This is a genomic window from Vibrio tritonius (assembly GCF_001547935.1).
GTDB lineage: Bacteria > Pseudomonadota > Gammaproteobacteria > Enterobacterales > Vibrionaceae > Vibrio > Vibrio tritonius.
The window spans coordinates 806,429-825,992 of sequence record NZ_AP014635.1; the positions used below are offsets into that span (position 1 = coordinate 806,429).

19 protein-coding genes are annotated in these 19,564 nt (G+C 44.3%); 10 read left to right on the forward strand and 9 right to left on the reverse strand.

The window, feature by feature from the left end:
• Nucleotides 1-108: 108 nt before the first annotated feature.
• The 5 genes from ychF to lolB all read right to left on the reverse strand — a co-directional run bounded on the left by ychF (nt 109) and on the right by lolB (nt 4,413).
• Complete coding sequence (gene ychF, locus JCM16456_RS03790; protein ID WP_068712491.1) at nt 109-1,200, reverse strand: redox-regulated ATPase YchF; 1,092 nt, start codon at nt 1,198-1,200, stop codon at nt 109-111.
• Between the two features lie 10 nt (nt 1,201-1,210).
• Nucleotides 1,211-1,801, reverse strand: coding sequence for an aminoacyl-tRNA hydrolase (gene pth, locus JCM16456_RS03795; RefSeq protein ID WP_068712493.1), 591 nt, complete (start codon nt 1,799-1,801; stop codon nt 1,211-1,213).
• A 142-nt stretch (nt 1,802-1,943) separates the two neighbouring features.
• Nucleotides 1,944-2,891 (reverse strand): ribose-phosphate pyrophosphokinase, encoded by a 948-nt coding sequence (locus JCM16456_RS03800; protein WP_068712495.1) that lies wholly within the window; start codon nt 2,889-2,891, stop codon nt 1,944-1,946.
• Between the two features lie 29 nt (nt 2,892-2,920).
• The gene (gene ispE / locus JCM16456_RS03805; protein WP_068712496.1) at nt 2,921-3,793 is read right to left on the reverse strand and encodes a 4-(cytidine 5'-diphospho)-2-C-methyl-D-erythritol kinase; all 873 of its coding nucleotides are present in this window, start codon (nt 3,791-3,793) and stop codon (nt 2,921-2,923) included.
• Nucleotides 3,790-4,413 carry a lipoprotein insertase outer membrane protein LolB gene (gene lolB / locus JCM16456_RS03810; RefSeq protein WP_068712498.1) on the reverse strand — a complete coding sequence of 208 codons (624 nt, stop codon included), beginning with the start codon at nt 4,411-4,413 and terminating at the stop codon, nt 3,790-3,792. The genes ispE and lolB overlap by 4 nt, the downstream gene beginning before the upstream one ends.
• Nucleotides 4,414-4,732: 319 nt before the next feature.
• On the opposite strand from lolB, the gene hemA reads away from it, so the two are divergent.
• The 8 genes from hemA to ybaK all read left to right on the forward strand — a co-directional run bounded on the left by hemA (nt 4,733) and on the right by ybaK (nt 12,578).
• Nucleotides 4,733-5,995, forward strand: coding sequence for a glutamyl-tRNA reductase (gene hemA / locus JCM16456_RS03815; protein WP_068712500.1), 1,263 nt, complete (start codon nt 4,733-4,735; stop codon nt 5,993-5,995).
• Between the two features lie 26 nt (nt 5,996-6,021).
• On the forward strand, nt 6,022-7,110 hold the full coding sequence (gene prfA / locus JCM16456_RS03820; RefSeq protein WP_068712502.1) for a peptide chain release factor 1: 1,089 nt from the start codon (nt 6,022-6,024) through the stop codon (nt 7,108-7,110).
• 3 nt (nt 7,111-7,113) lie between these two features.
• Nucleotides 7,114-7,959 carry a peptide chain release factor N(5)-glutamine methyltransferase gene (gene prmC / locus JCM16456_RS03825; protein ID WP_068712504.1) on the forward strand — a complete coding sequence of 282 codons (846 nt, stop codon included), beginning with the start codon at nt 7,114-7,116 and terminating at the stop codon, nt 7,957-7,959.
• Nucleotides 7,960-7,970: 11 nt separating this feature from the next.
• Entirely contained in the window at nt 7,971-8,354 is a 384-nt protein-coding gene (locus tag JCM16456_RS03830) for a SirB2 family protein (protein ID WP_068712506.1), read from the forward strand.
• A 15-nt stretch (nt 8,355-8,369) separates the two neighbouring features.
• On the forward strand, nt 8,370-9,185 hold the full coding sequence (locus JCM16456_RS03835) for a SirB1 family protein (RefSeq protein ID WP_068712508.1): 816 nt from the start codon (nt 8,370-8,372) through the stop codon (nt 9,183-9,185).
• A gap of 20 nt (nt 9,186-9,205) precedes the next feature.
• On the forward strand, nt 9,206-10,057 hold the full coding sequence (gene kdsA, locus JCM16456_RS03840; protein WP_068712510.1) for a 3-deoxy-8-phosphooctulonate synthase: 852 nt from the start codon (nt 9,206-9,208) through the stop codon (nt 10,055-10,057).
• Between the two features lie 248 nt (nt 10,058-10,305).
• Nucleotides 10,306-11,970 carry a bifunctional UDP-sugar hydrolase/5'-nucleotidase UshA gene (gene ushA, locus JCM16456_RS03845; RefSeq protein ID WP_068712512.1) on the forward strand — a complete coding sequence of 555 codons (1,665 nt, stop codon included), beginning with the start codon at nt 10,306-10,308 and terminating at the stop codon, nt 11,968-11,970.
• Nucleotides 11,971-12,101: 131 nt separating this feature from the next.
• Complete coding sequence (ybaK, locus tag JCM16456_RS03850; RefSeq protein ID WP_068712514.1) at nt 12,102-12,578, forward strand: Cys-tRNA(Pro) deacylase; 477 nt, start codon at nt 12,102-12,104, stop codon at nt 12,576-12,578.
• Nucleotides 12,579-12,680: 102 nt separating this feature from the next.
• On the opposite strand, the gene JCM16456_RS03855 is transcribed toward ybaK, so the two are convergent.
• Nucleotides 12,681-13,925: a uracil-xanthine permease family protein gene (locus tag JCM16456_RS03855; RefSeq protein ID WP_068712516.1), complete on the reverse strand. Its 1,245-nt coding sequence runs from the start codon at nt 13,923-13,925 to the stop codon at nt 12,681-12,683.
• A gap of 308 nt (nt 13,926-14,233) precedes the next feature.
• Between JCM16456_RS03855 and JCM16456_RS03860 the strand changes: the two genes are divergently transcribed.
• Complete coding sequence (locus tag JCM16456_RS03860) at nt 14,234-15,487, forward strand: DUF2066 domain-containing protein (RefSeq protein WP_068712518.1); 1,254 nt, start codon at nt 14,234-14,236, stop codon at nt 15,485-15,487.
• Nucleotides 15,488-15,614: 127 nt separating this feature from the next.
• Here JCM16456_RS03860 and wrbA read toward each other — a convergent pair whose 3' ends face one another.
• Genes wrbA through bepA form a run of 3 tightly spaced genes read right to left on the reverse strand, consistent with a single transcriptional unit; the run spans nt 15,615 to nt 18,041 of the window.
• Nucleotides 15,615-16,205 (reverse strand): NAD(P)H:quinone oxidoreductase, encoded by a 591-nt coding sequence (gene wrbA / locus JCM16456_RS03865; RefSeq protein WP_068712520.1) that lies wholly within the window; start codon nt 16,203-16,205, stop codon nt 15,615-15,617.
• A complete protein-coding gene (gene arsC, locus JCM16456_RS03870) occupies nt 16,202-16,552 on the reverse strand; it encodes an arsenate reductase (glutaredoxin) (RefSeq protein WP_068712522.1) in 351 nt (116 codons plus the stop codon). The genes wrbA and arsC overlap by 4 nt, the downstream gene beginning before the upstream one ends.
• A 19-nt stretch (nt 16,553-16,571) precedes the next feature.
• Nucleotides 16,572-18,041, reverse strand: coding sequence for a beta-barrel assembly-enhancing protease (gene bepA, locus JCM16456_RS03875; RefSeq protein ID WP_068712524.1), 1,470 nt, complete (start codon nt 18,039-18,041; stop codon nt 16,572-16,574).
• 386 nt (nt 18,042-18,427) lie between these two features.
• On the opposite strand from bepA, the gene JCM16456_RS03880 reads away from it, so the two are divergent.
• A complete protein-coding gene (locus JCM16456_RS03880) occupies nt 18,428-19,492 on the forward strand; it encodes an AI-2E family transporter (RefSeq protein ID WP_068712526.1) in 1,065 nt (354 codons plus the stop codon).
• Nucleotides 19,493-19,564: the final 72 nt, after the last annotated feature.

Consider the following 19,564-nt stretch of genomic DNA (forward strand, 5'->3'; position numbering starts at 1 on the left):
CAACAGATTCATTTGGCTTGCTTCTTGTCTTTTTTGATACTTTCTTTGTGTTAAAAATAAAAAAGCCAACCGGCAGGTTGGCTTTTAAACAATTAGATTGGGTATGAACTACACATTGAAACGGAAATGCACTACATCGCCATCTTTTACGATGTAATCTTTTCCTTCTAGACGCCATTTACCCGCTTCTTTGGCACCGCTTTCTCCGCGGAACTGGATGAAATCGTCGTAACCGACAACTTCTGCACGAATAAAGCCGCGCTCAAAGTCGGTATGGATTTTACCCGCAGCTTGTGGCGCTGTTGCACCGACAGGGATAGTCCATGCGCGAACTTCTTTCACACCCGCAGTGAAGTAAGTTTGTAAGTCGAGAAGTTCATAACCTGAGCGAATCACTCGGTTAAGGCCTGGTTCTTCGATACCAAGATCTGCAAGGAACTCATCGCGCTCGTCATCTTCAAGTTCTGCCATTTCTGCTTCAATTGCCGCACAAACAGCTACAACTACAGCATTTTCTTTAGCGGCATGTTCACGAACAGCATCAAGATAGGCATTATCTTCAAAACCATCTTCATTGACATTCGCAATGTACATAGTTGGTTTGAGGGTTAAGAAGTTGAGATAACCGACAGCTGCGGTTTCTTCTTTACTAAGTTCAACTGAACGAGCTGAGCCACCTTCGGTCAGAACTGGTAGCAGTTTTTCTAGCACAGTCAGTTCAAATTTTGCGTCTTTGTCGCCGCCTTTAGCGCGTTTCGCTTGGCGTTGAATGGCGCGTTCGCAACTGTCTAAATCTGCTAGAGCGAGTTCCAAGTTGATGACTTCAATATCTTCAATCGGTGACACTTTACCTGCTACGTGAACGATGTTTTCGTTTTCGAAACAACGAACAACGTGACCGATCGCATCAGTTTCACGGATGTTAGCTAGGAATTTATTACCTAAGCCTTCACCTTTAGAGGCGCCAGCAACTAGGCCTGCAATGTCCACAAATTCCATAGTGGTTGGCAGAACACGCTCTGGATTTACGATTTCAGATAGCGCATCAAGACGCAAATCTGGCACAGGTACAACACCTGTGTTTGGCTCAATAGTACAAAACGGGAAGTTAGCCGCTTCGATACCTGCTTTGGTAAGTGCATTAAAAAGAGTCGATTTACCTACGTTTGGTAAACCCACAATGCCACATTTAAAACCCATGACTATAACCTTATTCAGCTTTGAACGTGTGTAAGCGGTTTTGTGCTTTTGTTAGACCATCTTTCAGCAAAATGTCTAGGCAACGAACGGATTCGTCTACCACGGCATTTAAACACTCTTGCTCTTTAGCAGGAGCTTTGCCTAACACATAGCCAGCTACTTTATCTTTATGTCCAGGATGGCCAATGCCAATCCGCAGACGGTAAAATTCTTTGTTGTTACCGAGTTTGGAAATGGTGTCTTTTAAGCCGTTATGGCCACCATGACCGCCCCCTTTCTTGAATTTAGCCACTCCCGGTGGAAGATCCAGTTCATCATGGGCGACCATGATTTCTTCAGGAGCGATCTGGTAAAACTTCGCTAGGGCTGCAATCGCCTTACCAGATAGATTCATATAGGTTGTCGGAATAAGCAAACGCAAATCTTCACCATCTTTCATGATACGTGCCGTCAAACCAAAGAATTTAGGTTCATTCTTAAGTACAACGTTGTTCATGCGGGCCAGTTCTTCAACAACCCAAGCGCCAGCGTTATGGCGAGTACGCTCATATTCCGCTCCCGGATTGCCTAATCCGACGAGCAATTTTATTGGTTGACTCAAGGTGTTATCCCTTCGTAAACAGAAAAGCGCCGTATGATAGCACAGATTTATCATTTAGGGCGATAGAGTGCCCAACTGCTCATGCGCCATAAAAAAACGCCCTATCCGAAGATAAGGCGTTTTATCGCAATTTGAACCAGAATTATTGGTTAAACATTGCTGAGATTGATTCTTCGTTACTGATGCGACGAATCGCTTCAGCCAGCATAGTAGAAAGTGTTAATTGACTTACTTTGCCGGTTGCGGCCATCTCTTTGGTTAGTGTGATTGAATCAGTGACGATCACTTGGTCTAACACAGAGTTTTTGATGTTTTTCGCAGCGTTGCCTGAGAAAACTGCGTGAGTTGCGTAAGCAAATACACGTTTTGCGCCACGGTTCTTTAATGCTTCTGCCGCTTTACATAGTGTGCCGCCTGTGTCGATCATATCATCAACGATGATGCAGTCACGACCTTCAACGTCACCAATAAGGTTCATCACCTCAGAAACGTTAGCGCGAGGGCGACGTTTATCAACAATAGCGATATCGATGTCACCCATGGCTTTTGCTGTTGCACGAGCACGTACAACGCCGCCTAGGTCAGGAGATACCACAACTGGATCTTCTAGTGCGCGCTCTTTCATGTCTTCTAGTAGGACAGGAGTACCAAAAATGTTGTCCACTGGAACATCAAAGAAGCCTTGAATTTGTTCAGCATGAAGGTCGATAGTAAGAACACGGTCAACGCCGACGTTAGAAAGGAAATCTGCAACAACTTTTGCAGTAATTGGCACACGAGCAGAACGTACGCGACGGTCTTGACGAGCATAACCAAAGTATGGGATCACAGCAGTAATACGGCCTGCTGAAGCTCGGCGCATCGCGTCAATCATTACCACCAATTCAATTAGGTTGTCATTGGTTGGTGCGCAGGTTGATTGGATGATGAATACATCGCTACCGCGTACATTTTCGTTAATTTGTACTGCAACTTCACCGTCGGAAAAACGGGAAACAGTTGCATCACCAAGGGAAATGTAGAGACGTTCAGCAATACGTTGGGCTAGTTCAGGTGTGGCGTTACCAGCAAATAGCTTCATATCAGGCACGGTGGAAACCTCAGGGTTGCGTCCAGTTTTTAAATAGAAAGGGTCTGGGCTGCTTTATACACAGCCAATGTCTCTTTTAGCGGGGAAATATTGCGCCCTTGGGCGACAAACGCTGAGACATTATCAACAAGTTCGGCAAGGACAGCATTTGCTTCTTGCTTACTGGAAAACTCGGCAAAAACGCAAGATCCCGTCCCGGTCAATCTTGACGGCGCGTATTGTAGCAGCCATGAAAGTTTCTTATCAACCTCTGGGTACAGTAAACGGACAATTTTTTCGCAATCGTTTTCGTACTGAGTGGCAAGAAGTGTTGCTAAATCTCGCTTTGGCGTGTCTCGGGTTAAATCTGGATGAGTGAAAATTTCCTTTGTTGCAATCGAGACATTGGGTCTGATCACTAAGTACCACTTCTCTTCTGGTGTTACTTGGGTTAATTGTTCACCAACCCCTTCGGCAAATGCAGCAAAGCCACGCACGAAAACCGGCACATCAGCCCCTAGAGATAAACCTAATTGGGCCAGTTCGTCATCGTTTAAATTGGTTTGCCACAGATGATTGAGGGCAACCAGAGTGGTCGCGGCATTTGAAGAGCCGCCCCCAATACCGCCGCCCATCGGCAACACCTTGGTAAGTTTTATCGCAGCGCCCAAACGACAACCGCTTTTTTCTTGCAGTAAACGAGCGGCTTTCCAAATCAAATTGTCTTCTAATGCAACGCCTTCGATGGCAGGAGTTAGGGTGATTTCTCCGCTGTCATTGGCTTGGATACTCAGCTCATCACCATGATCTAAGAACTGGAACAGGGTTTGTAACTCATGGTAACCGTTAGCTTGTTGTCCATTGATGTACAAGAACAGATTTAATTTCGCTGGTGAAGGCCAATGCGTTTCGGTGGTAATCATTGAGGCAGAGTCCATTTCGATATCACAATATTCAGTTTGGTGTTGGCTTGAGTTAGCTTGAGTTTAGTTGGTAGAGCCAATGGTTTTTCATTTGCCACTTCAACCAGCTCATAAGCGTTATAAGTCACTAACCAACGTTGTGGGCCAATCGCTTTAACAAGCGACGCTAATGTATTGTTGTTATTAAGGATATAATCGTCAGCATCGCTAGGTTGGCCAAGAATCCAATGCTCTAATGGTGCGACTGGAATTGATAAGCCGGTGAGTTGGGCTATCAATGTTTGCGCGTCTTGAGCTCGAAAAATTTGGTCGTCGTAGGTCTCTACCTGAGCGCCTTGCTCTGTCACCGTAAGGTGAAGTACGGTTTGACCTAAAAAGCTTGTTAGTCTGAGATCTGAGCTGTTAGGACCTTTTTGCCATTGAAAGTTAAGTGATTGGCGCTTTTCGGGAGAGATATAACCCAATTTGCCAGAGATTTTGAACTGTTCGATCTTATCGAGCCTAGCCTGATGAGCTTGCCAATCAATATTTGTAATCGGTGTGTTTGATACGGTACTACACCCAGCTAATACAAATAACAGGGTGAATAATATTAAAAAACGGTTAGCAGCCAATGTCATTATTTGTTCTCTTTTCTTATCTATTGTTTGAAAAGTGGAGTATTTCGTGAATGAAGCAAGTTCATTTTTTAGGTCTTAAGTTGTGGTTTATGCAAATTATTTAAGCCGATATGAGCAACTAACCAACGACTTAGTAATGGAAATGGACCTTAAGTAAACCTCTTCAATGCAGAGTAGGACTCTGCTCTATTTTGGGTATAAACTATAACATTGATGTCAGAAAGTCGTGAAAACAAATTGGCTTCAGGCTTTCAATCATACTGGGCATCAAGTAAAATTCTGCTCCTGATCAATTTTCTTACCAGAGAATCCTCTATCGATGTCTTTGCTTGCTATTGGTATTAACCACAATACAGCGTCGGTTGAATTGCGAGAAAAAGTCGCCTTCGGTCCAGAAAAACTGAAAGATGCTCTAACGCAGTTATCAACCAGCTCCCACGTAAATGGTGGCGTAATTTTGTCTACCTGTAACCGTACGGAGATCTATTGTGATGTTAAATCGGCTAGCAAAAACAAGGTGATTGAGTGGTTGTCGCAATTTCATGAACTGAAATTGGAAGATATTAAGCCCAGCTTATATGTGCATGAAGAACAAGCGGCGATTCGTCATTTAATGCGAGTTTCGTGTGGGTTAGATTCATTGGTATTAGGTGAGCCACAAATTCTTGGGCAAGTGAAGCAGGCGTATTCAGACTCGCGTGAAAACCATGCGGTTGACCCAGCTTTAGAAAAGCTGTTCCAAAAAGCCTTTTCTGTTGCGAAGCGGGTTCGTACCGAGACCGATATTGGTGGTCATGCCGTTTCAGTAGCCTATGCCGCGTGTACGTTAGCGAAACACATTTTCGAATCCCTTGATGATGCTACCGTCTTGTTAGTTGGTGCTGGTGAGACAATTGAGTTAGTGGCCACACATTTGGCGGGGCACAATTGTAAACGTATGATTGTTGCTAACCGAACGATAGAACGAGCCAAAGTATTAGCAGACCAGTTTGGCGGTGAGGTCATTACCTTGAATGAAATTCCCGATTACTTGCAATATGCGGATATTGTGATTAGTTCGACGGCAAGCCCATTGCCGATAATCGGTAAAGGGATGGTTGAAACCGCACTGAAAAAGCGTCGTTACCAACCCATGTTATTGGTCGATATTGCCGTGCCGCGCGATATTGAGGCCCAAGTTGGTGGTTTAAGTGATGTTTACCTTTACTCCGTTGATGATCTGCAATCGATCGTCGATAACAACCTCGAACAGCGTAAAGTGGAAGCGGTACAGGCAGAAGCCATTGTCAGTGAAGAGAGTGCTTCTTTTATGTCATGGATGCGCTCACTGCAAGCGGTTGATAGTATTCGCGAATATCGTCAAAGCTCTAACGATATTCGCGAAGAGCTATTACAGAAAAGTTTGCAAGCGCTGGCATCCGGTGGCGATCCAGAAAAATTGCTCATTGAACTGAGCAAAAAACTGACTAATAAACTGATTCATGCTCCAACTCGTGCTTTACAAAGTGCAGCAGAGCAGGGGGAGCCAGCTAAACTAGCCGTAATCAGACAAAGTTTGGGTCTTGATGACCCTCAACAATAAAGTTAATCCGAGTTAAAGAAGAATCTATGAAAGCGTCGATTTTAGTAAAGCTTGAAACCTTAGTTGAACGTTATGAAGAAGTTCAACACCTTCTTGGTGACCCAGGAGTGATTGGCGATCAAGATAAATTCCGTGCTCTGTCAAAAGAGTATTCGCAGTTGGAAGAGATTACCAAGTGTTTTCAAGCTTACAAACAAGCTCAAGAAGACTTAGCTGCAGCACAAGAGATGGCGAAAGAAGATGACGCAGAAATGCGTGAAATGGCCGAAGAAGAAGTGGCTGCTGCGAGTGCATCGATTGAACAACTGGCAGCTGAATTAGAAATTCTACTACTGCCTAAAGATCCAAATGACGACCGTAACTGTTTCCTCGAAATCCGTGCGGGTGCTGGCGGCGATGAAGCGGGTATCTTTGCTGGTGATTTGTTCCGCATGTACAGCCGTTTTGCTGAGAAGAAAGGTTGGAAGATTGAAGTGATGTCTTCCAACGAAGCTGAGCACGGCGGTTACAAAGAGATGATCGCGAAAGTGAATGGTGAAGGTGCTTACGGCGTTCTAAAATTCGAATCAGGTGGTCACCGCGTACAACGAGTGCCTGAAACCGAATCGCAAGGACGTGTTCATACCTCTGCATGTACTGTCGCTGTTATGCCAGAAATTCCTGAAGCTGAGATTCCAGAAATTCGTACCGGTGATTTGCGTATTGATACCTTCCGTTCCTCTGGTGCGGGTGGTCAGCACGTAAACACCACCGACTCAGCTATTCGTATTACTCACTTACCAACGGGTATTGTGGTGGAATGTCAGGACGAGCGTTCACAACATAAGAACAAAGCTAAAGCGATGTCTGTGCTTGCTGCACGTATTGCCCAAGCTGAAGAAGCGAAGCGTGCGGCAGAAATTTCAGACACGCGCCGTAACCTACTTGGTTCGGGGGATCGTAGTGACCGTATCCGTACCTATAACTACCCGCAAGGCCGTGTGTCAGATCACCGCATTAACTTAACGGTTTACCGTTTAAGTGAAGTGATGGAAGGAGACATGCAAACGCTTATCGATCCTGTGATCCAAGAGCACCAAGCGGATCAATTGGCGGCTTTAGCTGAGCAAAACTAATTCATGTCACAGACTTTAGATGCCGCCTTAAAGGCGGCAATTTCACAGCTAGAGGCAAGTGGCAGTGATTCGCCGTCGCTCGATGCGGCGGTACTGCTTTGCCATACCTTAGATAAACCTCGTTCTTACTTACTCACTTGGCCCGACAAGCTTCTTAATCAAGATCAGTTAACTCAATTTAACCAGTTGATTGAACGTCGAGTTCAAGGTGAGCCTGTCGCCTATATTATTGGTGAGCGCGAATTTTGGTCATTACCTCTAAAAGTCTCTCCTTCTACTTTGATTCCCCGTCCGGATACTGAACGCTTGGTGGAAGTCGCTTTAGAAAAAGCGGGCGAGCAAGGCGCCATTCTTGATTTAGGTACGGGGACGGGGGCGATTGCGCTGGCTTTAGCCTCCGAGTTGCCACATCGAGAGGTGGTGGGGATTGATCTACAACCGCAAGCTCAGCAACTTGCCACCAGTAATGCAGAGCGGCTAAACATTACCAATGTCACCTTTTTGCACGGTAGTTGGTTTGAACCATTACAAAGCGGTACGAAGTTTGCTTTGATAGTATCGAATCCACCGTACATTGAAAAAAATGACCCTCATTTGACGCAGGGCGATGTTCGATTTGAACCGTTAACTGCTCTTGTGGCAGAAGATAATGGTCTTGCTGATATTAAATACATTAGCCAAGAGGCTCGGGCATTTTTGACCGACCAAGGCTGGTTGGCATTTGAGCATGGTTATGATCAAGGTGAGGCGGTGCGTAGCATTATGATTAATTTGGGGTATCACCAAGTGGCTACAGTACAGGATTATGCCGGACAAGATCGTGTCACTTTAGGTCAGTTTCAACAATAGCGAGCAACGCAATGTACGTTTTTCTCAAAAATTTACATCTATTAACCATAGGCATCAGTGTGTTCTTACTGAGTATTCGTTATGTGTTAATGATGATGGATTCCCCAAAATTACAGAACAAATTCTTAAAAATTTTTCCTCATGTTAACGATACGGCGTTATTACTGACAGGTATCGCACTGATTTATATCACAGGTTTTGTACCATGGTCGCCTGCAGTACCGTGGATGATGAGTAAACTAACGTGTGTGATTGCGTATATTGCATTGGGCTTTTTCGCGCTCAAGATTGGCCGCAATAAAATGTTACGCACATTCGCGTTTTTTGGGGCACTGGGTTGGTTAGCCATGGCAGGGAAGATTGCGGTGACTAAACTACCGATGTTTTTTAGCTAAATACAGAGTACTTTGATGTTAAATTTATCCGACGATGACTTTGACGCAATGGAGCTAGTTGAGGGGGCTCTTGCGCTCAACAAAGCCATTAATTCTGACACGCGAGTTGAGTGGGCGAATGGAGAATTGGCTCGCCTACTGGCAGAAGCGCAGCAGCGTCTTAAAGATGCGGATGGGCTGACAGATCCTCAACGTTTAGAAGCTTTTTTGCATCTATTTTATGTCGAATGGGGTTTTGAGGGCGATCGTGACGCGTATTTTGACTCCAATAATGCCTTTATTGACAAGGTATTGGAAAGGCGCAAAGGGGTTCCTGTGAGTTTAGGCGCTTTGTTGCTTTACTTCGGCTCCAAGCTTGGCTTTACGCTGAAAGGCATTAATTTCCCCACTCAGTTTTTGGTTCAGGTAGATTGGCCTGACGAAGCGGCAAAATACATCAACCCATTTTCCGGTGAATACGTTTCTCATCACACCTTGCAAGCTTGGTTAATTGGTCATAAAGGCCCTTTAAGCAAGTTGAAAGCAGAACATCTTCAAGAAGCGGATCATCCAACGATTATTGGCCGCTGGTTAGCGCTACTAAAAAGTGCTTTATTGCGTGAAGAGCGATATACCTTGGCGTTGCGCTGTACCGACTTGGCGTTAACCTTTGTTCCTGATGATCCTTATGAAATTCGTGATCGCGGATTTATCTATCAACAGTTAGACTGTCATCAGGTGGCTATTTCCGACTATCAATATTTTATTGAGCATTGTCCGGATGATCCCGCAGCAGAATTGTTAAAAACTCAAGTCAGTGCCCTAAGTCACTCCCATGTGACGGTGCACTAACCATTACAAGAGAGATTAAAATGGAACAAAAAATTGTTCATGTAGGCGATATTCCTGTTGCTAACGACAAACCATTTACCTTATTTGCCGGTATGAACGTATTGGAATCACGTGATTTAGCGATGCAGATCTGTGAACACTATGTAAAAGTGACAGAGAAGCTAGGTATTCCTTACGTATTTAAGGCGTCTTTCGACAAAGCAAACCGCAGTTCTGTTCACTCTTACCGTGGTCCTGGTTTAGAAGAAGGGATGAAGATTTTCCAAGAGCTGAAAGATACTTTCGGTGTGAAAATCATCACTGACGTACATAACGAAGCTCAAGCGCAACCAGTGGCTGATGTCGTAGACGTTATCCAACTTCCTGCTTTCCTTGCTCGTCAAACTGACCTTGTTGAAGCAATGGCAAAAACAGGTGCGGTAATCAACGTGAAGAAACCTCAATTTATGAGTCCTGGTCAAGTAGGCAACATTGTTGAGAAGTTTGCTGAATGCGGTAATGACAAGATTATCCTATGTGAACGTGGTGCTTGCCACGGTTACGATAATTTAGTTGTGGATATGCTAGGTTTTGGCGTAATGAAAAAAGCGTCTAATGGCAGCCCAATCATCTTTGATGTGACTCACTCATTGCAAATGCGCGATCCATCTGGTGCAGCATCTGGTGGTCGTCGCCAACAAACAGTTGAATTGGCAAAGGCAGGTCTTGCGACCGGTATTGCTGGTCTGTTCATTGAAGCGCACCCAAATCCAGATCAAGCACGTTGTGATGGTCCATCTGCGTTACCACTCGATAAACTAGAACCATTCTTAGCGCAAATGAAAGCGCTGGATGATTTAGTTAAAAGCTTTACTGAAATCGATATTCGCTAAGCTTTTGGGTTAGAGAAATTTAAAAAACCACCGCAAGGTGGTTTTTTTATGGAAAATCAATGGGGTTTACGTGTGTTTATCACGCAATGCCGCTATTCACTTCATTTATAACGTGACCTTGAATGCATAAGTTTGTAACCTAATCGATATGCGTAGTACAGGGAAGTGCTTAACCATGTTTCGTTTTGGGAACCTTCCCTGCATTAACGCCCTACAGCAGTGGATATTAAACGTTCAAAGGTATGACAATGAAACACGGTGTGATTTTAAAAACAGCATTAAGCGCCGCTATTATGACGGTACTGGCGGGATGTGCCAGTCAACCAGCACATGAGTGGCAACAAGACAAAACCTACAAATTGACCATCCTACATACCAACGATCACCATGGTCGTTTTTGGCAAAACCAATATGGTGAGTATGGTATGGCCGCGCGTAAGACGTTAGTCGAGCAAATCCGCAACGACGTGGCGAAACAGGGTGGCAGTGTCTTATTGTTCTCAGGTGGTGATATTAACACCGGTGTACCAGAGTCGGACTTACAAGATGCAGAACCCGATTTTAAAGGGATGAACAAAATTGGTTACGATGCGATGGCGATCGGTAACCATGAGTTTGATAACCCTCTAAAAGTGCTGTTGAAGCAAAAAAACTGGGCACATTTCCCGCTGCTCTCTGCCAATATTTATGACAAGAAAACCGGTAAACGCCTCTTCCAGCCATATCAAATCTTCGATGAGCAAGGGGTAAAAATTGCCGTTATCGGTTTAACTACGGAAGATACCGCCAAAATCGGTAACCCTGAATACATCAGTGGCTTTGATTTCCGCGACCCTAAAGTTGAAGCGAAGAAAGTGATTGATGAGCTGAAAAAGACCGAACATCCTGATTTGATCTTCGCTGTGACTCATATGGGTCATTATCAGAATGGTCAATATGGTATTAACGCCCCAGGTGATGTATCGCTGGCTCGTTACCTACCTAAAGGTGACCTTGATATGATCGTTGGTGGTCACTCACAGGACCCTGTCTGTATGGAAGGCCCTAACGTGATGAAGAAAAACTTCCAACCAGGCGATGCGTGCAAACCGGATTACCAAAACGGCACATATATTGTGCAAGCTCATGAATGGGGTAAATACGTAGGTCGTGCTGATTACGAATTCCGCAATGGCGAATTGCGTATGGTGAGCTATAACCTGATTCCAGTAAACATGAAGAAAAAAGTCATGGTGAATGGTCAATCAGAGAAAGTGTATGCAACGCACCAAATCGCAGAAGATAAAGCGATGCTGGATTTCTTGCGTCCATATCAAGACAAAGGCCAAGCGCAGCTTAACGTGAAAATCGCCAAGATTAACGACAAGTTGGAAGGTGATCGTAATGTGGTACGTTTCCATCAAACCAACTTGGGCCGTTTGATTGCCACTGCACATATGCAGCGCGCGAAAGCGGATTTCGCCATTATGAACTCAGGTGGAGTACGTGATTCCATCGATAAAGGCGATGTGACCTACAAAGATGTACTTAAAGTTCAACCGTTTGGCAATATCATTACTTACATCGATATGAAGGGTAAAGAGGTTAAAGAGTACTTAGATACGGTTGCTACTAAGCCAGTTGATTCCGGTGCTTACCCACAATTTGCGGGGATTAGTATGACCGTGGGTAAAACATCCGTGTCTAACGTTAAGGTTGGCGGTAAAGCTTTGGATATGAATAAGACTTATCGCTTTACCGTACCAAGCTTTAATGCGGCGGGTGGTGATGGCTATCCTAAGCTCACCGACCGTACTGGTTTTGTGACGACTGGGTTTGTTGATGCTGAAGTGCTCAAACAGTTCTTAGAAGAAAATAGCCCATTGGATGTGAATCAATTCGCCCCTAAAGGCGAAATTGTCTACAAACTTTAAGGTTGACTCTTTTCGTTAAATTGCTTTAACTAACGGGCAGTTGCATTGGCAACTGCCCGTTTTTATTGACACTCTACGAATCACTATAGGTTATGCCACTTATCCTGATGAGTATAAGGAAATGAGCTACCATGACCCCAGCCATCAATTTAGCAAAAAAGAAAAAAGTCCCACACACCATTCACTCCTACGAACATGATCCTAGCGCTGCCAGTTATGGCGAAGAGGCGGCCGAGCTGTTGGGGCAAGACCCTGCGACCGTATTTAAGACATTGCTGTTTTGTCTTAATGGTGAGGAGAAGAATTTGGCGGTCGCCGTGATTCCTGTTGACCACCGCTTGAATCTAAAATTGGCAGCCAAGGCGGCAAAAGGCAAAAAAGCGGATATGGCTAACCCTGAGATTGCCCAGAAAACGACGGGTTATGTCGTTGGTGGAATCAGTCCTTTAGGACAGAAAAAAGCATTACCGACGTTTATCCATGAAAGCGCGTTAAATTTACCCACCATGTGCGTTAGCGCTGGTAAACGAGGTTTAGAAATTGAGTTGGCCCCCAAAGATTTAGCGACGTTGACTCGTGCTCAATTTGTGAACCTTTGTGTCGATTAAGTATGGAAAATTGACAACAAAAAAAGGCCTCATATTACATGAGGCCTTTTTCTAGCTAAATAATATCTTAGCGAGGTCGAAAACACAGGAGCGTAAAACGCTCTATTCGTTATCAACGTCTGCTTTATCTACGATGTGATTTTCGCCGAGATCTTGCGGCAGAAGTAAGTTCAATAGAATCGCAACAATACCACAAAGGCTGACACCTTGTAGGCTAAAGTCGCCGATACCAAAGGCCATGCCACCGATACCAAACACTAGTGTAACGGCAACAATCACGAGGTTACGCGATTTGTGCAAATCTACGTTGTGTTTGATTAACGCATTCAAACCGACCGTTGCAATCGACCCAAACAGGAGCATCATAATGCCACCCATTACTGGAACCGGAATGGTTTGCAGTAGGGCTCCGAGTTTTCCAACTAAGGCTAAAATGATCGCGGTTACTGCAGCCCAAGTCATGATCACTGGGTTAAAAGCTTTAGTTAATGTAACAGCACCAGTCACTTCACTGTAGGTAGTGTTTGGTGGCGCACCTAGGAAGGTTGCCGCCATTGTCGCGACCCCGTCACCAGTGATGGTACGATGTAACCCTGGTTTCTTCAGATAATCTTTACCTGTGACGTTAGAGATAGCAATGATGTCTCCTACGTGTTCAACCGCTGGTGCAATGGCGACTGGAATCATGAACAATATCGCGTTGATATTGAATTCAGGGAAAGTGAAGTTTGGTAATGCAAACCATGCGGCATTATGCACTGGTGTAAAATCGACCACGCCAAAAAAGAGCGATAGGGTATAACCTACGACGATCCCGCCACAGATAGGAATCAGTTTAAAAAAGCCTTTAGCGAACACATTGATCACAATGGTTGTTAGTAGCGAGGCAAGAGAGATCCAAACTGCAATATCCCCATTAACCAACTGCGCACTGCCATCACCTGTTTTGCCGATTGCCATATTGACTGCGGTTGGAGCAAGTCCTAAACCAATCACCATAATCACGGGGCCAACCACAACGGGAGGCAATAGCCTGTGAATAAAATTAACCCCTTTTACTTTTATTATGGCACCTAAAATGACGTAAATAAGACCTGCAACCATGAGTCCACCCATAGTAGCAGCGATACCAAAGGTTTTGGTGCCATACATAATAGGAGCAATAAAAGCGAAGGAAGAGGCGAGGAAGATAGGAACAGAGCGGCGGGTAATAAGTTGGAAAAGTAGGGTGCCGATACCTGCACCGAAAAGAGCGACGTTAGGATCGAGCCCCGTAAGGAGAGGGACAAGAACCAGCGCACCAAATGCGACAAAGAGCATTTGCGCGCCCAAAATGGCGTTTTTCATCGTAGATTCCCTGATGCTATAAAAAATTCGTGGGATTCTACCACTTTTGTAATCGATTGCCAGAAGCTAACTCAGGAAAATACTCATTTTTGCTAATAAACAAAAATATCCTGAATAGGCGGGAATGAACGAGAGAGTGCCGTTATCATTATGCCAAATCTCTTTGAGCAACGGCAGGATTGAGGAGTTGAAAGATAAAAAGCCGTTATCGCTTAGCAAAATTGACGCGATCCTGATGCCCATCCCTTGCTCGGGCTGAGATAGTTGCTTATCATCAAGCTTCACTTATAGGGAACAATAAAAATCTTATGCGTTACTTAGCTTTGTTGTTAATGGGATTGATTTCTATCCCCGCTTCAGCGCTCACTAAAGTAAATCTATATCAGACAGAAGTCGTTTTAGATTCTCAACAGCAGGATTCCGATGATGATGCGCGTTTACGCGGCATGGAACAGGTAATTGTTCGTGCTACGGGGAATACCGCATCACTCGATAATGATGTGATTAAAAAAGCGTTGCATCACAATAGCCAATACTTGACTCAAATCAGTAGTGGACAAAATAACGGTCAACCCACCGTAAAGCTTGGTTTTAGTGCGCCGCACATTCGTTCGCTACTGACTCAAGCCCAATTGCCTTTTTGGCCGGAGTATCGAGCGAACTTACTGGTATGGTTAGTCGAAGACAACAACTACGATCGTTCGGTGATGTGGGAACACTCTGATTCACCGTTATTGCAAAGTTTGCAAACAGAAGCGCAGTTACGCGGCTTGCCAATCACGGTTCCTGTTGGTGATTTTGATGATATTACCGGGATTCAAACGTCGGATTTATGGGGTGGGTTCACCGGCCCAATCGCTCAAGCGAGTATGCGTTATCCAACCGATGGCGTGTTGGTGATACGCGCGCAAGGTGAAGACCTGCGTTGGACCTTGTATGATCAAAATGCTGAGCAAATGGCTAGTTCAATTAAAGAGCCTGTAAGTGGTGATGCTTCTGGTGAGCAGGCCATGCAACAACTGATTGATGCTGTCAGCCAATATTATGCACAGAAAAACTCCGTGCTGGTGGCCAGTCAATCTTCCCAATATGTGTTAGCGGATTTTTCTGGTCTAAAGAATGCACAAGATTTCTTCACGCTTGAACAGACCTTGTCAGCACTAAGTTCAGTTGCTGCGCTTGATGTGTTAAGTATTCAGGGTGATAAAGTTGAATACAAGGTGCATTTATTAGCGACACCAGAAGATTTCGAGCAAGAAGTGATGCGCACCAAACAACTAGAAGAAGTGGACATGATGGGTGTGCCGATGAGTGATATTAAAACCAATTACTCCAACGACAATCTTGACCCATCAATCAGCTCGCCAATGACTGGAGCCACAATGCAAGATACACTGGTTGATAATCCATTAAGTGGTGACAATGTTGGTTCACCATCAGTAGATTCCTCAGTTCAAGGCGAAAACGCTGTAACAGGTGATGGACTCACTGCGCAAGGTTCAGCGATGGTATCTCAAGCGGATACACCGCCTAAAAATCTATATTTTAGGTGGCTTAACTAAGCTGCCTGATGATTCTGCTCGCGGTGTTCCGTAAATGGTTCAAAGCGGCAAATGTGACCCATTAGGTTTAAAACAAAAAAGAAGATCGGATGATCTTCTTTTTTTGTTTTTGATTATGTCCTGAATATTATACGGCGACCATTTTTAGCTTTTTAGCTACGCTTGCAATTCGTTTACCCAACTGCTGGGCTAGCTCTATTTCATCGCCACTTAACGTCGGTTTTGTTCCGGCCTTATGCAGCGCAACATGACTAGCTCCATAGGGAGTGCCACCGCGTTCTGTGGTGTGCAATTTAGGTTCTGAGTAGGGAATACCGAGTACCATCATGCCGTGGTGCAGGAGTGGTAGCATCATCGAATTTTGTGTCGTTTCTTGTCCACCATGCATTGTTGATGAGGACGTGAAGACACAGGCGGGTTTATCGATGAGATCGCCGTTAACCCAAAGGGCTGTGGTTTGGTCCCAAAAGTGTTTTAGGGCTGCAGCCATGTTACCAAACCAAACAGGGCTGCCTAGCGCCAGTCCGTCGCACTGTTTGAGTTCGTCTAAAGTAATGATGGGATCTTCATATTGGCGAGATCCCAACGATAAATCTTCTACAGTGCGCAGCACCGCTTCGCACTCGGGGATGGATTCCACTCCCCGAGCGATTTGTCTTGCAATAGAAAGCGTGCTGCCATGGCGACTGTAATAAAGTACAACAATCGTGGTGGTCATAAAATCTCTAGTACTTGTTCTGGTGGACGACCAATACGTGCTTGACCACCTGACACAACAATTGGTCTTTCAATCAATTTTGGATTTTCAGCCATCGCAGTAAACAATTGTTCATCGGTCAGTGACGAATCTGCTAAATTCAGCTTTTTATACAGTTCTTCCTTGGTTCGCATCATTTTTCTAACCTCTGTAAATCCAAGTTGTCCATATAAGGTTTTTAGCTGTTCAATACTTGGTGGTGTGTCTAAGTACTGAATAATTTCTGGGTTTACGTTGTTAGTCTCCAGTAAAACGAGAGTCTCACGACTTTTTGAACATCTTGGATTGTGGTAGATAACGACTGACATAGTTTCTTCCTATTGCTTCTTATTTATTTTGCAGAGCCATAAAGCGTTCACGCTGTAGAATTAACTGATCGATTCTCGCGTCATATCGAGCCTGCTCTAAGCTACCAAGCTTTGTAAGCTGACTAGCTTGAGTATAGTATTGAATCGCTTTGTTCCACTGTGCTTTAAGCGCCAAAATTTCAGCTCTAGCTGCTAAATCTTCTTCGCTGTTACCAGCGCGACTATTGGCTTCGGCTAAAAGGCTCCAGCCATTAGGATCATTCGGATTATCATGAGTATAACGCTGCAATACTCGAATAGCGTCTTGAAATTTGTCTTCTTTTAAAAGCACATTTCCGTAGTTAATTTCCAACACAGCATTGTTAGGGTTCTCTTTTAATGCTTTCTGTAACATTAATTCAGCATCATGTGCTTGATTTTTCGCTAGATAAAGGTCAGACATTGTATCTAGATAAAAGTTATTGTTCGGATCGTTTTTAACCAGTTTAGTCAATATTTCTTCGGCTTGAGTTAGTTTCTCATTGTCTAAATAAACGAGAGCCTTACCATATTCAAATGCCGGAGCCATTGCAGCAGAGGATTTCTTTGCTGTACGAGTAAACCAATCAAGAGCATCTTTTTCATCGAGGCCTGAATAACGGGCAATGACGCGGCTACGAGCCAAAAAGAAGTGCAATGAAGAGGTTGGATGTTCTTGTGGGTATTGTTGAGCGCGCTCACGCGTGTCAGTAATTCGAGCTTCTGGAAGGGGGTGAGTGAGCAACATTTGTGGCGGTTTACTGGAATAGCGATATTCCGCGGCTAAACGAGAAAAGAACCGTGGCATGGCCATTACATCAAAGCCTGATTTAGCTAATGTTTGCATACCAAAGCGGTCTGCTTCTCTTTCGTTTGAACGAGTGTAGTTAATCTGCCCTTGAATACTACCTGCAGTGGTCGCGGTAATGGCTGCGATTCCTGCTTCAGGTGCGGCTATCGCTAACAAAAGCGCACCGGCTAGAGCGGCCAAAGTAGCTGGTGAACGTTGTGCTTGGGCCTCCATGCTTCGAGCAAGGTGGCGCTGAGTGACGTGGGATATTTCGTGCGCCATAACCGAGGCCAGTTCACTTTCAGACTGCGTATCTAAAAATAGTCCCGAGTGCAGAGCGACATAACCGCCAAAGAAGGCAAAAGCGTTAATGGCATGATCGTTAATCAAAAAAAAGTGAAAGGGGGTTTTGACGTTATCGGCATGGGCAACTAAACGATGGCCCAAAGTATCAACGTATTCGCTTAGTACCGGATCATTAATGACGGGTTGGTTAGCTCGAATCATACGCATATAAGCATCGCCATAGAGCAACTCTTGGTCGATAGAGAGCGTTGCTCCAGCAACGGTGCCAATATCCGGTAAATCATTACCTTGAGCCAGACTCATTTGAGGTGCTGTGAACGATAGCGATGCTGCGATACATACACAAAGCAAAGAACGGTTACGTTTAACAAACATGTGACGAGTGAGACTCCTGAACCAACTGAAAATAAGACACTTCTTTATTTAAAAGGTTTCTTTTGATCTTGGCTTTGCCTTAGGGAGTAAATAGTTTTGTGATAAACAGTGGAACCCAAAGCAAAAGCCTATACAATGTGATTCCTATATTAAGGATTCAGCATCAGAATGGAACTGATAAAACAGGAATAGTTCTAATCTGATGAGTTCGTCAGTGAAGGCGCACGATAGAAATTACGCTTTGTTACATTCTTGTCTTTTTATTGATCCGTTTAATGACGAACTTCGTCTAGGATAAGGATAATATCTGACACCTATCTTAAGGATGTTCTTCTCAATTTTTTTATCGTAATGATGACGCTCAGCTTGTAAGGAGTGAGAAAACCGTGTTTGAAATGGTAACTCGTTGGTATCAGAGACGATTTTCCGACCCCAATGCCGTTAGTTTAGTGGCAATACTCGTCGTTGGGTTTGTGATCATTTATTTTATGGGGCATTTAATTGCGCCCTTACTGGTAGCAATTGTTTTGGCCTATTTATTGGAATGGCCTGTCAGTCAACTGCGTCGTTTTAAGTTGCCTCGTACCGCCGCGGTGGCTTTGGTCTTGATTGTTTTCATCAGTGTAATGTTGATGGCACTGTTGGGGCTCGTACCGACCATGTGGAAACAAATTTCCAACTTGGTTAACGATATACCTAATATGTACAGTGACTTACAGAGGTTTATTTCTACCATTCCTCAGCGTTATCCAGACTTGGCTAATTTAGACATCGTTGAACCCTTAATGGATAACACTAAAAATAAAGCGTTAGGGTTTGGGGAGTCATTAGTCAAAGAGTCATTTTCATCACTTGTTAGCTTAGCAACCCTTGCTATCTATCTGATTTTAGTTCCACTTTTGGTTTTCTTTCTGTTGAAAGATAAATATCAAATGTTGCGCTATGTGGGACGAGTCATGCCTCGTAATCGAGTGTTGGCTAATCAGGTTTGGGTTGAGATGAACCAGCAGATTTCCAATTATATCCGTGGCAAAGTGTTGGAGATCATTATTGTGGGCGTAACCAGTTATGTTGCTTTTGCTGTGCTAGGGCTGCGTTATTCCGTGCTTTTGGCTGTTGCGGTGGGGTTATCTGTGTTGATTCCGTATATTGGAGCGGCTGCGGTGACGGTGCCCGTGGCGATTGTTGCGCTTTTTCAATGGGGATTAACACCAGAGTTTTATTCCTTGATGATCGCATACGGTATTATTCAAGCCCTCGACGGCAATGTCTTAGTTCCGATTCTATTTTCCGAAGCAGTTAACCTGCATCCGGTCGCTATCATCGCTGCTGTGTTGATTTTTGGTGGATTATGGGGATTTTGGGGCGTTTTCTTCGCGATTCCTCTTGCCACTTTAGTTAAAGCTGTACTTCACGCCTTACCCGTTCAAGACGACGAAAACATCGCGTAATTTGGATTCACTTCTTAAAAAACACCCCATTAATTGAAATGGGGTTTTTTTGTGCTTATTTTTTATAGATAG

What these genes read in the sequence shown, in the direction of transcription:
- ychF (WP_068712491.1), bottom strand. Translation starts at nt 1,200, where the DNA reads ATGGGTTTTAAATGTGGCATTGTGGGTTTACCAAACGTAGGTAAATCG.
- ispE (WP_068712496.1), bottom strand. Translation starts at nt 3,793, where the DNA reads ATGATTACCACCGAAACGCATTGGCCTTCACCAGCGAAATTAAATCTG.
- lolB (WP_068712498.1), bottom strand. Translation starts at nt 4,413, where the DNA reads ATGACATTGGCTGCTAACCGTTTTTTAATATTATTCACCCTGTTATTT.
- hemA (WP_068712500.1), top strand. Translation starts at nt 4,733, where the DNA reads ATGTCTTTGCTTGCTATTGGTATTAACCACAATACAGCGTCGGTTGAA.
- prfA (WP_068712502.1), top strand. Translation starts at nt 6,022, where the DNA reads ATGAAAGCGTCGATTTTAGTAAAGCTTGAAACCTTAGTTGAACGTTAT.
- prmC (WP_068712504.1), top strand. Translation starts at nt 7,114, where the DNA reads ATGTCACAGACTTTAGATGCCGCCTTAAAGGCGGCAATTTCACAGCTA.
- JCM16456_RS03830 (WP_068712506.1), top strand. Translation starts at nt 7,971, where the DNA reads ATGTACGTTTTTCTCAAAAATTTACATCTATTAACCATAGGCATCAGT.
- JCM16456_RS03835 (WP_068712508.1), top strand. Translation starts at nt 8,370, where the DNA reads ATGTTAAATTTATCCGACGATGACTTTGACGCAATGGAGCTAGTTGAG.
- kdsA (WP_068712510.1), top strand. Translation starts at nt 9,206, where the DNA reads ATGGAACAAAAAATTGTTCATGTAGGCGATATTCCTGTTGCTAACGAC.
- ushA (WP_068712512.1), top strand. Translation starts at nt 10,306, where the DNA reads ATGAAACACGGTGTGATTTTAAAAACAGCATTAAGCGCCGCTATTATG.
- ybaK (WP_068712514.1), top strand. Translation starts at nt 12,102, where the DNA reads ATGACCCCAGCCATCAATTTAGCAAAAAAGAAAAAAGTCCCACACACC.
- JCM16456_RS03855 (WP_068712516.1), bottom strand. Translation starts at nt 13,925, where the DNA reads ATGAAAAACGCCATTTTGGGCGCGCAAATGCTCTTTGTCGCATTTGGT.
- JCM16456_RS03860 (WP_068712518.1), top strand. Translation starts at nt 14,234, where the DNA reads ATGCGTTACTTAGCTTTGTTGTTAATGGGATTGATTTCTATCCCCGCT.
- wrbA (WP_068712520.1), bottom strand. Translation starts at nt 16,205, where the DNA reads ATGACCACCACGATTGTTGTACTTTATTACAGTCGCCATGGCAGCACG.
- arsC (WP_068712522.1), bottom strand. Translation starts at nt 16,552, where the DNA reads ATGTCAGTCGTTATCTACCACAATCCAAGATGTTCAAAAAGTCGTGAG.
- bepA (WP_068712524.1), bottom strand. Translation starts at nt 18,041, where the DNA reads ATGTTTGTTAAACGTAACCGTTCTTTGCTTTGTGTATGTATCGCAGCA.